This is a genomic window from Bifidobacterium choloepi, from assembly GCF_010667615.1.
GTDB lineage: Bacteria > Actinomycetota > Actinomycetes > Actinomycetales > Bifidobacteriaceae > Bifidobacterium > Bifidobacterium choloepi.
The window spans coordinates 1,255,255-1,270,277 of the sequence record NZ_VYSG01000001.1 but is presented as its reverse complement, the minus strand read 5'-3'; the positions used below and the strand labels follow the sequence as shown (position 1 = coordinate 1,270,277).

The window sequence follows — 15,023 nt, the reverse complement described above, 5'->3', positions numbered from 1 at the left end:
GCGTGCGGAGCTTCCCGGAAGGGAGCTGGCGGCCGCCGCCAGCGGACCGGCTTCGGCCCGGAACTCGGTCGCCTTGTGCTGGGGCTTGCGGCGGACGCGGCGGCGGACCGGACCGTCGAACTCGTCGCTCATCGCCGTGTGGATGTCCTCGCGGGTGTGGTCGGCCGGGGCCGGCTGCGTGACCGGCGTGGCCGGCGTGGACTGTGCGGTTGCCTGGCTGGCCGGCTGCGTGGCTGCCTTTGTGGCTGCCCGCGTGGCCTGTTCGGTTTCCCCGGCCTGACGGGCCGCCTCGGCCAGCTTGGCCAGTTCCGCCTGCCGCACGCGCTCGGCGGCGCGGCGGACACGCTCGGCGATCTCGGCCTGGCGCTGCTGCTCGCGCTTCGCGGCGGCGTCGGCCGCGGCGGCGACGCGCGCGATGGCGTTCAGCGTGGCCGCGCGGGTGTCGGCGGCCTTGCGCTTGGCGATCTTCTTGCGGTCGAGCATCGCCGGCGACGGCAGCGTCGCGGAAGAATCGTGGCCCCGTGCGCTCGCGGACGACCTAGCGGAAGCATCGTGCACGATGGCGGACGGCAGCGGCGCGGCGCTCGCGGACGGTGCGACGGGGGAATCGTCCGGCGTCTCGATTCCCACCGAATTCTCAGGAAAAACAGGACCGTTCGGAGTGTCGTCCGACTCCTCGAACTCCTCCTCGCCCTCGATGACGACCGACGGCACCTCGTCGACCGGCAGCCCCGCCGACGCCGACGTATACAGCAGTTTGTCCGGCACGAGTGGGTTTTGGGCATGGTTGGCCGCGGAGCTGGCATGCATTTTCGCAAAGTCCGCGGGCGTGATCATGCTATCCACATTACTCAACCCGGCGCGCAGGCAAAATGACGGTATGCTGGTAGGGCAGAATCATCGCGCGGATTGGCGGCGACGACGCGGCGCCGCGGTGCCGCCGGCGGCCGCGCGCAGTCAGCCGACGGAACGACAGAGACAAACAGAGTGGGAAAGGTTCTCCATTGAACTTCGAAGTGTGGCCGGAAGCCATTGAATTGGGTGAGATGTTCGCTGCCGAGGGGTACGAACTCGCGCTGGTCGGCGGTCCGGTCCGCGACCTGCTGCTGGGACGCAAGTCCCACGACCTCGACTTCACGACGTCGGCGCGGCCGGAGGAATTCGAGCCGATCCTGCGGCGCTTCGGCCACGACGGCTTCTGGGACATGGGTCGCAAGTTCGGGACACTGGGCGCGATGAGGCGCCGTCCCGACGGCACCGAAGTCAAGGTGGAAGTGACGACCTATCGTTCCGACCGCTACGATCCCAACTCCCGCAAGCCGGAAGTCGACTACGGCGATTCGCTGGAAGGCGACCTGTCCCGGCGCGACTTCACCGTCAACGCGATGGCGCTGCGGGTGCCGGACCTCGAGTTCGTGGATCCGTACGGCGGCGCGAACGACCTCAACAGGAAGGTGCTCAGGACGCCGGTCGATCCGCGCCAGTCATTCGCCGACGACCCGCTGAGGATGATGCGCGCCGTGCGCTTCGTCTCGCAGCTCGGGTTCTCGATCGAGCCGGAGACGGCGTCGGCGATCTGCGAGATGGTCGACCGCATCGACATCGTGTCCGCCGAGCGCGTGCGCGACGAGCTGACGAAGCTGCTGCTGACCGACGCGCCACGGCCGGGACTGGAAGCGCTGGTGGAATCCGGCCTGGCCGACCGCGTGCTGCCGGAACTGCCGGCCCTGCAGCTCGAGATCGACGAGAAGCACCGCCACAAGGACGTCTTCGAGCACACGCTGACCGTGCTCGACCGCGCGATGGCGCTGGAAACCGGTCCCGACGGCCCGGTGCCGGCACCGGACCTGACGCTGCGGCTGGCGGCGATCATGCACGACATCGGCAAGCCGGCCACGCGGCGCTTCGAGCCCGGCGGCAAGGTGAGCTTCCACCATCACGACGCCGTCGGCGCGAAGATGACGCGCAAGCGGCTCAAGGCGCTGCGCTTCGACCACCATGTCGTCGACGACGTCAGCGAGCTCGTCAACCTGCACCTGCGCTTCCACGGCTACCTCGACGAGCCGTGGACCGACGCGGCCGTGCGCCGCTACGTCAAGGACGCCGGTCACCTGTACCACAGGCTCAACCGCCTGACGCGGGCCGACGCGACGACGCAGAACAAGCGCAAGGCGAAGATGTTCGAGCAGGCGATGGACGACATGGAAGCCCGCGTCATCGAGCTCAAGAAGCAGGAAGACATCGACGCGATCCGCCCCGACCTCAACGGCGACGAGATCATGGCCGAACTTGGCCTCGAGCCGGGCCCGATCGTCGGCCAGGCCTACCGCCACATGCTCGACTACCGCCTCGATCACGGCCCGAGCCCCCGCGACGAAGCCGTCGCCGAGCTGCACAGGTGGTACGACGAGACGCATGCGGACGCGGAATAAGGAAAGAGCTCCCTGGCGTACACCGCAGGAATATGCAAACGCGGGCGAGCGTTTGCGGCTTCTCCGGGAGCTGTCGAGCGTAGCGAGACTGAGGGTCGACCGCCGATGCCGCCGAAGGCGGCGAGAGCGCGCTGGAACGCGAGCTTGCGTCCGTAACCGCATGCGCTCCGAAAGTCGACCCCTCGATTCGCGGCTATCGCCGCTCATCGATCCCCTTCCAGGGGATTTAACGCACGTCAGACGGCCGTGTGTTCGTCGGCCTTCGGGACGTCGGTGAGCTGGTCGGCGGCGACGCAGCCCTCGATGTTCGGGATGACGGAACCGGTCTTCGGCACGTCGTCGGTGTCGACGAGGTTGTTGAACGAGGCGCCGAGGATGACGTCGACGAGCTTGTCGGTGCGGTCGTCCATCTGCAGGTACGCGTCGGAGAAGTTGGAGACGAGCGTGTACGCCTCCGGAATCGCGTTCTTGCCGAAGCGGATGATCGTGCGCTCGACGTCGGACGACGAATAGTTGTCGACGCCCTGCAGCACGAACTCGCGGTTCTCGAGCGCCGAGCCGACCGCCTGCGCGAAGCCGGTCGACGACGTGCCGTTGAGGACGCGGACGGTGACGGCGTTGTTCGCGAGGTAGGTGACCTGCGAGTCGCTGCCCTCGGTCTGCACGCACGGCGCCGGATAGCCGAAGTTCGGCTCGTCGGCGGCCGTCTCGACCTTGCCGAGGCCGCCGACATGGAAGAAGAACAGCAGCGAGACGATCATCGCGACGACCAGCACGGCGCCGATCGTCGTGAAGACCATGGTCTGGCGGTGGCGCATGTACTGCTTGCGCGCTTCGCGCCCGTCGGTGCTTTCGGACATGTCACTCCTCGTCTCGTGGTTCAGCTGAAGAATGGTGAACGATTCTCTCGACCGTCCAGTGTGCGCCGGATGCCTTGGAGCTTCCTGCGAGGATTCCCCGCTCCGGCGACTCGACGTGCTGAACAGCCAAGCTTAGTCGCAAGAGCTGACGCGTGGAACCCGGTGCCTGAATTTTCCCTCAACATGTCACAAACCCGGACTGCCCACAAACCCGGGCTCCCCGGAAGGGAGCTGTCGGGCGACGCGGGACCGGGGACCGGCATGCGGAGCGTAACCGCCTGCGTTCCGCAAGTCGGCCCATCGCTCCGGTCACGCCTCAGCGATCCCCTTCCGGGGAATCAAGATGACGCACGATCGGGACGGCGGGGGCGGTGGCGGTGATCAGGCGGTCGACGGCGTTCCATTCGCGCCACGAGCGGTCGACGGCCTCCATCGCGGCGCCGTCCGGCACGAACGCGACGACCGACGGGCCGGAGCCGGAGACGAACGCCTGCGTGGCGCCGGCTTCCAGCGCGAGCTCGATGGCGCGGCCGGAGCGCGGATGCAGCTCGATGGCCGCCTTCTGCAGCGAGTTGAGGTCGCCATCGCCGTCGCCGAGCTCGTCGAACAGGCCGTAGACTTCCGGCGTGCCGAGTTCGGCCCGGTAGGCGCCGACGATGACGTCGCCGTCGAAGCCGTCGGCCCTGAGCGCCGCGACGGTCGGCGACGTCGCGTCGAGCAGCTCGATCCGCTCGCCGAAGCCGGTGCCGCGCGCATAGCCGCCGCTCAGGCAGAACGGCATGTCGGCGCCGAGACCGGCGGCGATGGCCTGGAGCTTTTCGAGTGGCCAGTCGAGCTCCCACAGCGCGTTCAGGCCGAGGATGACGGCGGCCGCGTCGGCCGAGCCGCCGCCGAGGCCGGCGCCGACCGGGATTTCCTTCTCGATCGAGATGCTGATGTCGGCTTCGCGGCCGGCCGCGTGCGCCATCGTGAACAGCGCGCGGACGGCATGGTTGCGGCGCAGGTCGGTCGACGACGACGCGAGGTCGCCGAGGAAGCGGCCGGAAATGTCGAGGGAGAAGCCGGTGCTCGGCCGCTTCTGCTCGACCGTCACCGTGTCGTAGATGCCGAGGCCGCAGTAGACGGTGTCGAGCGCGTGCCGGCCGCCCCACTCGTCATGTCGCTCGCCGACATGCAGCGTGAGGTTCGTCTTCGCCGGACAGTCGACGCTGACCGCGCCGAGGGTGCCGGGAGTGTTGTCGTCGGTCATGACCGCCGCTCGCTTTCGGTTGGTAGGGAATGGATGGTTGGACGATTCCGGGGGTATTGGCGATATCCGAACCCGAGGCGCCTAGTCGCGGGCGCGCCGGACGGCGGCGGCGAGGCGGACGAATTCGTCGATCGTCAGCGTTTCGCCGCGGCGGGTCGGGTCGATGCCGGAGAGGTCGTAGGCCTCGGCCGGCACGATTTTCTTCAGCGCCGCGTGCAGCGTCTTGCGACGCTGCATGAACGCGGCGTCGATCAGCTCGAAGACGAGCTCGCGCCCGACGCCGAGTTCGTCGGCGAGCGGCAGGTGGCCGTCCGGATAGCGCGTGAACGAGACGAGGGCCGAGTCGACGTTCGGGGCGGGCCAGAACACGTTGCGGCCGACAAGGCCGGCGCGTTCGGCGTGGCCGTACCAGGCCAGCTTGACGCTCGGCGTGCCGTAGATCTTCGATCCCGGGGTCGCGGCCAGCCGGTCGGCGACTTCCTTCTGTACCATGACGAGGAACGATTCGAGCCCCGCGAATCGTTCCAGAAGAGTCAGGATGATCGGCGTCGCGACGTTGTACGGCAAGTTGGCGACGAGGACGAATCGTTCGCCGTCGCCGAGCTGCGGCAGGTTCGCCGGCGTGAGGGTCAGCGCGTCGCGGTTGACGACGGCGAGGCGGCCGGCGGCGTCCGGCATGAACTCGGCGACGGTCTTCGGCAGCCGCACGGCGACCGGCGGGTCGATCTCGACGGCGACGACGCTCGCGCCGGTCTCGAGGATCGCCAGCGTCAGCGACCCGAGCCCCGGCCCGACTTCCAGCACATGGTCGCCGGCCGTCACGCCGGCCTCGCGGACAATTCTCCGCACGGTGCCCGGATCGATGACGAAATTCTGGCCGAACTTCTTCGTCGGCGTCACGCCGGCCTCGGCGGCGATCCTGCGGATGTCGGCGGCTCCGAGCAGCCGGCCGGAGTTCTCACCCATGTGACCTCACAGATTTCGAAAAAATTGAACGATGCTTCCTCCCAAGCCTACCCGCTGTCGTAACCGGCGCCACTAGAGCCCCCTGGAGGGGGTACCTCAGTACCAGCCCTTGGTCTGCCAGAACTTCCAGGCGGCGGTGGGGGAGCCGTAGCGGCTGGAGATGTAGTTGAGGCCCCAGTCGATCTGGACGGCGGCGTCGTCGCGGTAGTTCGCGCCGTAGTCGGCCATCTTCGACGCCGGCAGCGCCTGCGGAATGCCGTACGCGCCCGACGTCGGGTTCTCGGCGTTCCAGCGCCAGCTCGACTCCTTGTTCCACAGGGTGACGAGCGTTGTCCACTCGTCGCCGGTCCAGCCGTATTGCGCCGCCGCGCCGGCGGCGTACGTCTGCGCGGCCGAGACGGACGGCCGGTACAGCCGGCAGTTCGCCGCGGACGCCGTCGAGCTGCTCGAGGACGACGAGGACGACGAGGACGATCCGCCCGTCGACGTGCTGCCCGAGCTGCCACCCGACGAACCTGTCGAGCCGGCATTGCCGGACGAGGAATTGCCCGACGACGAGCCGGACGAGTTCGACGAGCCGGACGAATTGGTCGTCGCGCTCGACGATGGTGCCGACGTCGCGCTCGCGGACGGGCTGGCCGTGGCGGAGGCGCTTGCGTCGTCCTTGGCCGCCGAGTCGTCGGACGTCGACGGGCTCGCGCTCGCGGACGCGTCGGCCGACGCGTCGTCGGAGGAGGACGAGGACTCGTCGGACGACGCCGAGTCGTCGCTCTTCGCGGAGTCGTCATCGGACGACGAATTGTCCTTGGCGGAATCGTCGGAGGAACCGGAAGAATCGTTCGAACCGGAAGAATCGTTCGAGGAATCCGACGAGGCGGAAGAATCGTTCGACGAATTGTCTTCCGTCGCGGCCGGGCCGACGCCGATGACTTCGTCGAGCGCCTGCTTCGTCACGGTTGAGTCGGTGAGCGTACGGCTTTCCTCGACGCCGTCGACATACGTCACCGAATACGTGTTCGTCTTCTCGCCGGTGACGCCTTCCTGCTCGACGACGGTCTGGCCCGGCTCGAGCGAGTAGTCGACGACCGTCTGCGTGCCGTACGGGATGGCTTCCGTCTCCGTGACGGTGCCGTGCGTGACGCGCTGCACCTGCAGCACCGTCGTGCCGTCCTGCTCGTAGACGCTGACGCGATCCTCCTTGCCGAGCACGATGCCCTTCGAGTCGAGGATGCTCGCCGCCGGCAGGTTGCCGTCCGGCGCGACCGACGTCTTGCCGTCGGCGATGACGGTGACCGGGCCGTCGGCGTTCAGCACGATGCCGCCGGTCAGCTGGTTGTAAATGTTCGTGATGTTGACGGTGATGGCGCTCGCGGCGACCTCGTTCGCCTCGAAGAAGCCGATGAGCTGGGCGTACGAGCTGGCGACGGTCCAGAACGGCACCGCCTGCCCGTCGATCGTGACGGTCGTCTGGTAGGCCGACTTCACCGTGACGACGTCGTTGTTCGTCAGGTTCTCGCCGTTCGTCGCCTTGACGACGTCGTGCGTCTTCGTCGTGATGCCCTGTTCCCGCAGCAGTCCGTAGACGGTCGTCGCGTACGTCGTCACCGTCGTCTTCTCGCCGTTGACTTCGAGCGCCACTGTCTTGCGGGCCGTCGCGAAGAAGGTCACGCAGCTCGCGAGCACGAGCGCGATGACGACGATCATCACGCGGATCCGGCGCATGACGACCATGTGCCTCGGTGTCCATCGCTTGGCCATCTGTCCTTCTTTCGTTGACGGCAGTGTTACGCACCATCTTCCCACAGCCTGCTGAACGCCGTCGAGGGGGCCGGGGTGGAATTGGAACGATTCTTCCCGAACTCGGGTGGCGTGCTGGCTGCCCGTCGACGTCGTCGATGTCGCGAAGCCGCCGTACCCGGGAACCGCGGATGGGGCGCAATGACGCCGCCGTCCCCGGTCGGCGCGGGCCGCCGCGCCCGGAGATGTTGGCCCGCTATGCCGGAGGCGGAAAATGCGGTAACATAGTTGACTATTAGCGATCCTTGGTTTTGCAAGGTCGGCTTCGCCAACGACGGCGATTGTGACAAGATGTTTTGCAAAATCGACACCGCGAACAATTTCACATGACGGATTTCCATGCCATTCGTAATCCCGTGACGCGGGAGGCATGGCGGCAGGCAATGGGGCTGGGCGGCCGGACGGTTGGGCGGCCGGCGGTAAACAAGGGAACGGCCACGACCTGCGGGGATCGTGGCCGGAACGCGGAAACGGAGCCGATGGACAAGATGCAGTGGGGGAGCGGGCTGGAAGGAAAACGCTCGGTGTCAATCGGCTCGTAGCGAACGCGTCCAAGAGCAAAAAGAGGGGGCGAGAGAGAAGGGGATGTTCTCGCCCCCGGGCAGGCAAGGCTGGTTGGGGGATTGCCTCGCCTGAACCGGAAGCCTATGGTTGGGGGAAGGCTTCCGGATACTTACACACGGTAAGACTTCTTCTTGCGCCAAAACGTCATTGGCTTGCCGCAACTTGTATGGTTCCAAGTATACGACGCCTCTTTTTTGGGCGCAATGGAGCCTCTTGTCGGGATCGAACCGACGACCTGCCGCTTACAAGGCGGCCGCTCTGGCCATCTGAGCTAAAGAGGCAAATAACCATGAAATGTTGAATTTTATGGAGTTTGTCCGACGTTCGCGGGCACCGAAATCCGCTCGCGGATGCAGCAAACGTGCAATAGCATAGCAGCACCAACCGAACGTTTTGGCGGGTGTGTCTTTGTGTACGGGGGTAACTATGCCGTCCCCGGGCCGCGACACGAAAAATTGTGAAGATTTTCAAAACCAGAGTTTCTCGCCAAATCTGTCGAGTTTTTCTATCGTCGCATCGAGTTTGATCGAGTTCGGAATCTTCTCTCTTCGGGCGAGGATCCTTCCTCCCGGTGTCCCGGATGTCACGATCCCGGGATCCGATCACGGGATCGTGACATCAAGAGACATCAGGAAAAAGCAAGAAAGAGCGAGAACCTACTTGCTGGAGCTGCTGGCCGTGCTGCTCGACGACGCCGTGCTGCTGGCCGACGACGAACTTTCCTCCGTCGACTGCGGCTCGCCGGTGGCGACGTTGATCGGGACGCCGGTCGCGCCGATGCCGGGCAGATCGCCGGCGACGCCGACTTCGTTGGCCGGCAGCTCGATCGCCTCGAGGAACGCGTCGGCGATCGTCATGTTCGCGAGCGTGATGTTGTTCATGTCCCAGAAGTAGCCGTTGATCGTCACCGTCGGCGTCGACATCGAGCCCTTGAGCGAGCCGGAGACGTTCCACAGCTCCTCGCGCTTCGGCGTGTAGGTGTTGATCGCCGTCAGCCAGTCGTCGTAGGTGTTGTCGAACGCGCCGTCGGCGACGCTCTCGGAGACGCCGGCGGCAATCGCCTGCTCCTTGATCTTGTCGTCGGAGACGGAGACGTACGACGATCCCTCCTCCGGCTGGAAGTCCTCGGCGTACAGGTTCGTGATGAACTGCAGCAGGTGGTCGGGATTGTCGTCGTGATCGGCGATCCACAGCGCCGCGTTCGCCGCGCGCGACGAATAGTTGTCGGTCGAGTAGCGGTCCATGAACGACATGAAGTGCAGCTCGAGGTTGACCTGGCCGGCGTTCATCATCTTGATGAGGTCCTGGTCGAGCTGGCGGTTGAGGTTGCCGCAGCCCGGGCACAGGAAGTCCATGTAGATCGCGACGGTCGGGACGTCGTCGACCGACGTGCCGTAGCCGTCCTTCGAGATCAGGATGCCGCCCTTGTCGTCGGCGCGCGTCGGCTTGACGGACACCTCCTGCAGCTCCTCGTACGCCTGCTCGACGGTCTCCGACGACGCCGTCTCGCTGGCCGACGGATGCGTCTTGTTCCAGACGACGACGCCGGCGACGACGAGGATCGCCACGACGACGACGGCGACGATGATGCCGATGATCGTCTGCTGCTTGCGCTCCTTCGCCGCCTTCGCGAGCCGCGCCTCCTGCATCCGGCGGTCGTACTCGCGCCGCTCGGCCCGGCTCATCCGCTTCGCGTCGCGCGCCGCCTGCTGGCGGTTGGCTGCGTTGGCGTTGCGCTTGTCGGTCGCGCCGTTCTGCTTCTTCTGATTCGGCTGATTCGGTTTGGCGTTCGAATTCGGAGCTGCGTTCTTCGAATTCCTCGAATTCTTGGGATTCTGGGCCATCCCAGTCCTTTCCTGGATGAACGCGGCGGTCTCTCCCGCGCGCCGGTGTCCTGTTTTCTGTCTCTCAAATATACTGACAGCCGTTCCGCAAGCGGAACATCATGCCGAAGCAAGTGTGTGGGCGCTTGCTGAAGGAATCATGGGAATCGTTCGTCGCCCGCCCAATTTCCGCCATTTTTTCACGATTCGCCCGGGGTTCAGGCGAGGAACGGGGTCCAGTCGACGGTGGGGGTGGCCAGGGCGGCGAGAAGGATGAAGGCGGTCAGGGCCAGCCAGATGCCGAGCATGACGGCGACATAGAGGCGGGTGGAGGAGCGCGTCGAGCCGGACTTGCCGCGCAGGGAGCCGGCGCCGGTGCGTACGATCTCGCCGCCGGGGCCGTGGCACGCGACCAGCCAGCCGCAGCCGCACGCCAGGCCAAGGATACCGGCCGTCAGCGAGGCGGTCGAATCGTACGGCAGCTTGACGGCCACGGCGAGGCCGGCGACGTCGAGGCCGACGGATTCGAGCGGCAGCTGGCCGAGCACCGTGCCGATGACGGCGACGCAGACGGCGATCAGCGTGTCCAGCAGCATCGCCGGAATGGCGCGGCCCAGTCCCTTGAGCAGGTGGGCCGGGAACGAGACGACGCGCAGCGCCGCGTCCGATCCGCGCGACTGGCCGCCGCGGCGCATCTCGCGCTGGCGCTGCGCGTTGACGTTGAGGCCGGCCGCCATCAGGATCCACAGCAGCACGAACGACAGCGTCAGCCCGGCGAACGGCATCGCCGCGCCGAGCAGGAAGATCGGGATCGCCAGCAGCCAGCATGGCAGCGCGCCTCGGCGCGGATAGTCGGCCCGCGAGTCGACGGGCGGTTGCGTGTACGGATTCTGCGGGTACGATTCGGCGCCGTACGGCTGCTGGCCGTACGGATTGTACGATTCGCCGGCGCCGGTCGGCTGCATGGGGACTTCGTTCCATTCGGGCTGCGTGGCGACCGGCTGCGGCTGTACCGCTGTCGGCGATTGCACGGCCGTCGCGCCGACTTCGTCCTGGCCGGCGACCGCGGTCGGCGCGATCGCCGGCGGCGCGGCGCCCCCGTTCCGGGCCGCCTCGGTGTTCGTGACGAGCCGGCCAAGCGCCGGCGACTGGTAGTAGTCGCCGACCGGTTCGGCGATCGTTGGCGGTTCGGCGGCATATGGTTCCGGCATGCGCGTGGTTGGCGGTTCGGCGGCATGCGGCTCGGCGACCGTCGGTTCAGCGGCCTCGTCGAGACGCGTCGTCGGCAGCGCGGTCAGCATCGGGCGGGTCGGATTGGCGGCCGTGTGCCGCGGCGGAGGGGGCGGCAGCGGACGCCGCCAGGCCAGGCGCGGATTGGCGATGGCCGCAGTTGACCCCCGGCGCGGGTCAGGAGAGCCAAAAGGGGGCATCGCCGCCCCGCTGGTGGACGACGGCGATGATGTTGCGGACGACGGCGACGTCGCGGACGGGGCCGCGGCGGCCGAATCGTCCAGGAATGACAAATCGTTCGAACTGCTCGACGCGGCCGGCGCGCCGAGCAGCGACGAGCCGCCGGCGTCCTGCCAGGCCGTCGAATCCCATGCGTCCTGCGTGATCGCGTTGAGCAGCTCCTGCGGCGAGCAGCGCTTCGAGCGGTCGGGGTTGAGCGCCGAGCGGAACGCCGCCATCGTGCGCGGCGGCAGGCCGGCGAGGTTGGCGTTGCCGCTCGCCTCGCGCTCGAGCACCGCCATCATCGGCGACTTGCCGAAGACCGGCTGGCCGGTCGCCGCGAACGCGAGCACCGACGCGACCGACCACCAGTCGGTCTCGTCGTCGCTTTCGGCGCCGTCGATGATCTCCGGCGCGATGAAGCCCGGCGTGCCCATGACGAGGCCGGTTGTTGTCACGTGGCTTTCGCCGGCGCCCATCGCGATGCCGAAGTCGACGAGGATCGGCCCCGACAGCGAGACCATGACGTTCGTCGGCTTGATGTCGCGGTGAACGATTCCCGCGTCGTGGACCGCCTGCACGGCGGCTATCAGCTTGCTCGCGAGCCGCTCGAGGTCCTCGGCGACGTACTTGCCGTTGTGGGCGACGTCCTCGCGCAGGTTTTCGCCCTCGATCAGTTCGGTGACGATGAACGCGACCGAGTCGTCGAGCTCCATGTCGTCGATCGCGCAGACGCCCGGATTGCTGATTTTCTTCAGCGCCATCGCCTCGCGGCGCAGGCGCTCGCGAGCCGTCACACGGCTGCGGTGCTCGGGGCTGTCGGGATCGTCGGCCGCGTCGTCGCTCAGCGAGTCGCGCAGGATCTTCATCGCGTGCGCCTGGCCGCCGTCGTCGACGACGCGCCAGACAGAACCCATCGCGCCGGCGCCCAGGCGGGACACCAGCGTGTATCCGCCGACGACGTCCCCCGGTTCCAGATTCAGCGCATGGATTTCACTCATGGCCACCATCGTAATGTTTCCCGCGGAAACAACACGGTCCGGCATGTGAAGTTTTCTTTCGGATCTGCCGCTGTTCCAATATGTCGGTGGCAAATTGTATGAATACTTATTGTTTGAATACTTACAGTTTCGTTCGGGAAGGCGGTAGCGACAGATGGCAAGCGACGTGGAGACGCCGGATTCCATCCACTACCTGCTGATGCGCGCGCACCTGGCGCTCTACCACCGCGTCACGGCCCGCGTGACCGAGCTCGGACTGACGCCCGGCCAGCCGAAAGTGCTCGATTTCCTGCAGTCGGCCGGCGAGGCCGACCAGACGACGATCGCGGAGGGCTGCCAGCTCGACCGCGCGACGATCGGCAGCATCCTCGACCGCATGGAAAAGGGCGGCCTGATCGTGCGTCGCCATCACGAAGGCAACCGGCGCTCGCTGTTCGTCTCGCTGACCGACGACGGCCGCGCCGTCGCCGCGCGGCTGACGTCGGTGTTCGCCGACGCCGAGCGGCCGATCCTCGGGGCGCTGGGTCCCGCCGAACAGGACGAGTTCAAGCGGCTGCTGCGCGAGTCGATCGACGCGATGGCCGCCGCGGACGAGCCGTCCGGCAAATAGGACGACAGCGGGAACGATTCGCCCGAAGAATTCGGGGAGCATCGTTTCGGCATCAACGTAAGTAGCAACACCCCACCAACGATGCGATGACGCCGTGCCGGGCGCAGGACCGACTGCGCCCGGCGAACCGCGCCTGCGCAGCCATGCGCGGCGGCGGCCGCCGGCGGTGGGGACAACGACGAAGAGACGACTATATAAAGGAGCACCCACGGAAACGGTGAACAAGGCGGCCGTCGCGGCCGGCGAACTGGAAGCGGAACTCAACGGGCTGGAAGCCGAAATCGAAGCCGGGCTGGAAGCCGGCGTGGACAAGGCGACGCGACGCCGCCGCAAGCCGGCGCTGGAAGGCGAGCATTTCGTCAGGCGCGGCATCCTGCTCGTCGCCGGCCTGATCATCTCGGCGCTCGGCGTCAGCCTGTCGATCAAGGCGGCGCTCGGCACGTCGCCGATCTCGAGCGTGCCGTACGTCACGTCGCAGATCTCCGGCCTGTCGGTCGGCACGACGACGATCATCATGAACACCTGCTTCGTCGTCCTCGAGCTGCTGATCCTGCGCCGAGACAGTAACTGGACGCACGTCGCGCAGATCGCCGTCGCCTTCATCATGGGCTCGATGATCGACGTGTGGGACGCGATCCTGCCGTTCTCGACGCCGTCCAGCTACCTGCTGCAGTGGGCGATGTGCGCGTGCGGCGTCGTGTTCGTCGCGCTCGGCATCTCGATGGAGGTGCGCGCGAACATGTTCCTCAACGCCGGCGAGGGACTCGTCATGGCGATGTGCCGCGTGCTGCCGTGGAAGTTCGGCAACATGAAGGTCGCGTTCGATGTGTGCTGCGTGCTGTTCGCCGTCGTCTCCGGCCTGCTGTGCCTGCACGGCCTGATCGGCGTGCGCGAGGGCACCGTCGCCGCCGCGATCTGCGTCGGCCTGTGCGTCAAGGTCTTCAACAGGATCATCCACAAGATCGACCTGCGCCGCTGGGAGCTGGCGGACTGAATCATTCCAAAGTAGAAAATCGCCGCGGGAAAAACCGGCGATTTCCTACAATGCTGTCCATGACCTTGACTCTCAAGAAATGGAACCACTATACCGACGGTCCGCTGCTCGTGCTGTCCGTCGTGTTCCTGTTCGCCTACTCCTGGGAGATTCTCGCCGAGACGCACGTGACGCTGTGCAACCGCGTCATCGACGTCATCTGGGCCATCTATGCCATCGACTACGTCGTCGAGCTGCTGCTCGCCGAGAACCGGAAAGTGTGGTTCCGCAAGAACCTACTGCTGCTGGTCTCGATCGCGCTGCCGATGTTCCGGCCGCTGCGGCTGCTGCAGCTCGTCGCGATGCTGCACATGTTCAACCACGGCGCCGGCTTCGCCGTGCGCGGCAAGATCACGCTGTACGCCGCCGTCATGATCTGCCTCGTGCTGTACGTCGGCGCGCTCGCGGAGTATTCCGTCGAGCACAACGCGCCGGGCGCGAGGATCACGAATTTCCCGACGGCGATGTGGTGGGCGTTCGTGACGGTGACGACGGTCGGTTACGGCGACATCTATCCGGTCACGTCGATGGGCCGGCTCATCGCGATCATCCTGATGCTGACCGGCATTGCGTTGATCGGCATCGTCACGGCGATGATCGCGTCGTGGATCATCGACCAGGTCAACCGCGAGTCGGTCACGGAGACAAACGCCGACATCGCCAACACCGACGCGCAGACGAAGCTGTTGCAGGGGCAGATGTACGCGCTGTCCGACAGCGTCGCCGAGCTCAACCACGAGATCGAGCGGCTGCGCAAGGACTCGAAGAAAGTCGGCAAGCGCCTGCGCGCACACGAATCCGGCCAGCCGATGCAGGCCGAGCTGCAGCATGCATCGCAGCATGCGCAGCAGCATGCCGAATCGCAGCATGCCCCGCTGCCGAATCCGCAGCATCCGACAATCCCGTTCCAGCCGCTGACCTACGGCCACGGCGGCTATGGCGCCTACGGCGGCTACGGTGCCGGTGGCGCGGGCCGTCCCTCGCGCCGCTACCATCCGAGCCAGCCTCACTACACCAGCCCGCGTAGGAAGAGGGGGGGGTAAATAAGCGGGATGGACGCACTGGATTTTTTGTCCCGAAAAATCCAGTGCGTCGCATTTTCTGGGACACCCTGAAAACGTTGGAATCACAATAGTCCCGATGTTGGGTTTTGTGCGAAAGCGCACTGGATTTTGTCGGGGCAAAAATCCTGTGCGTCCTTTCCCGGAAACAACGGTCCCGCGCCGCCTGAAGGACGAT

General features: G+C 66.4%; 10 protein-coding genes and 1 tRNA gene. 4 read left to right on the top strand and 7 right to left on the bottom strand.

Annotated features, from left to right (window positions below; translation table 11 throughout):
* Window positions 1–1,004 precede the first annotated feature (1,004 nt).
* Complete coding sequence (locus tag F6S87_RS05035) at window positions 1,005–2,432, top strand: CCA tRNA nucleotidyltransferase (RefSeq protein ID WP_163227467.1); 1,428 nt, start codon at window positions 1,005–1,007, stop codon at window positions 2,430–2,432.
* A 236-nt stretch (window positions 2,433–2,668) separates the two neighbouring features.
* Here F6S87_RS05035 and F6S87_RS05030 read toward each other — a convergent pair whose 3' ends face one another.
* From F6S87_RS05030 to F6S87_RS05000, 7 genes are all read right to left on the bottom strand, one after another.
* Window positions 2,669–3,292 (bottom strand): LytR C-terminal domain-containing protein, encoded by a 624-nt coding sequence (locus F6S87_RS05030; RefSeq protein WP_163227466.1) that lies wholly within the window; start codon window positions 3,290–3,292, stop codon window positions 2,669–2,671.
* A gap of 316 nt (window positions 3,293–3,608) precedes the next feature.
* Window positions 3,609–4,541 carry a 4-(cytidine 5'-diphospho)-2-C-methyl-D-erythritol kinase gene (locus F6S87_RS05025; protein ID WP_163227465.1) on the bottom strand — a complete coding sequence of 311 codons (933 nt, stop codon included), beginning with the start codon at window positions 4,539–4,541 and terminating at the stop codon, window positions 3,609–3,611.
* An 81-nt stretch (window positions 4,542–4,622) separates the two neighbouring features.
* Entirely contained in the window at window positions 4,623–5,507 is an 885-nt protein-coding gene (rsmA, locus tag F6S87_RS05020) for a 16S rRNA (adenine(1518)-N(6)/adenine(1519)-N(6))-dimethyltransferase RsmA (protein ID WP_163227464.1), read from the bottom strand.
* A 96-nt stretch (window positions 5,508–5,603) separates the two neighbouring features.
* Window positions 5,604–7,265: an aggregation-promoting factor C-terminal-like domain-containing protein gene (locus F6S87_RS05015; protein ID WP_163227463.1), complete on the bottom strand. Its 1,662-nt coding sequence runs from the start codon at window positions 7,263–7,265 to the stop codon at window positions 5,604–5,606.
* Between the two features lie 807 nt (window positions 7,266–8,072).
* Window positions 8,073–8,149: transfer RNA gene (locus F6S87_RS05010), tRNA-Thr, on the bottom strand.
* Between the two features lie 375 nt (window positions 8,150–8,524).
* Complete coding sequence (locus F6S87_RS05005; protein WP_163227611.1) at window positions 8,525–9,553, bottom strand: DsbA family protein; 1,029 nt, start codon at window positions 9,551–9,553, stop codon at window positions 8,525–8,527.
* Window positions 9,554–9,909: 356 nt separating this feature from the next.
* A complete protein-coding gene (locus F6S87_RS05000) occupies window positions 9,910–12,141 on the bottom strand; it encodes a serine/threonine-protein kinase (RefSeq protein ID WP_331270753.1) in 2,232 nt (743 codons plus the stop codon).
* Between the two features lie 154 nt (window positions 12,142–12,295).
* Between F6S87_RS05000 and F6S87_RS08600 the strand changes: the two genes are divergently transcribed.
* The 3 genes from F6S87_RS08600 to F6S87_RS04985 all read left to right on the top strand — a co-directional run bounded on the left by F6S87_RS08600 (window position 12,296) and on the right by F6S87_RS04985 (window position 14,827).
* Window positions 12,296–12,751 (top strand): MarR family winged helix-turn-helix transcriptional regulator, encoded by a 456-nt coding sequence (locus F6S87_RS08600; RefSeq protein ID WP_196779084.1) that lies wholly within the window; start codon window positions 12,296–12,298, stop codon window positions 12,749–12,751.
* Between the two features lie 217 nt (window positions 12,752–12,968).
* On the top strand, window positions 12,969–13,745 hold the full coding sequence (locus F6S87_RS04990) for a YczE/YyaS/YitT family protein (protein WP_196779083.1): 777 nt from the start codon (window positions 12,969–12,971) through the stop codon (window positions 13,743–13,745).
* A 59-nt stretch (window positions 13,746–13,804) separates the two neighbouring features.
* Window positions 13,805–14,827 carry a potassium channel family protein gene (locus F6S87_RS04985; protein WP_407925103.1) on the top strand — a complete coding sequence of 341 codons (1,023 nt, stop codon included), beginning with the start codon at window positions 13,805–13,807 and terminating at the stop codon, window positions 14,825–14,827.
* The last annotated feature ends 196 nt before the right edge of the window (window positions 14,828–15,023 follow it).

What these genes read in the sequence shown, in the direction of transcription:
- F6S87_RS05030 (WP_163227466.1), bottom strand. Translation starts at nt 3,292, where the DNA reads ATGTCCGAAAGCACCGACGGGCGCGAAGCGCGCAAGCAGTACATGCGC.
- F6S87_RS05025 (WP_163227465.1), bottom strand. Translation starts at nt 4,541, where the DNA reads ATGACCGACGACAACACTCCCGGCACCCTCGGCGCGGTCAGCGTCGAC.
- rsmA (WP_163227464.1), bottom strand. Translation starts at nt 5,507, where the DNA reads ATGGGTGAGAACTCCGGCCGGCTGCTCGGAGCCGCCGACATCCGCAGG.
- F6S87_RS05015 (WP_163227463.1), bottom strand. Translation starts at nt 7,265, where the DNA reads ATGGCCAAGCGATGGACACCGAGGCACATGGTCGTCATGCGCCGGATC.
- F6S87_RS05005 (WP_163227611.1), bottom strand. Translation starts at nt 9,553, where the DNA reads ATGAGCCGGGCCGAGCGGCGCGAGTACGACCGCCGGATGCAGGAGGCG.
- F6S87_RS05000 (WP_331270753.1), bottom strand. Translation starts at nt 12,141, where the DNA reads ATGAGTGAAATCCATGCGCTGAATCTGGAACCGGGGGACGTCGTCGGC.
- F6S87_RS08600 (WP_196779084.1), top strand. Translation starts at nt 12,296, where the DNA reads ATGGCAAGCGACGTGGAGACGCCGGATTCCATCCACTACCTGCTGATG.
- F6S87_RS04985 (WP_407925103.1), top strand. Translation starts at nt 13,805, where the DNA reads ATGACCTTGACTCTCAAGAAATGGAACCACTATACCGACGGTCCGCTG.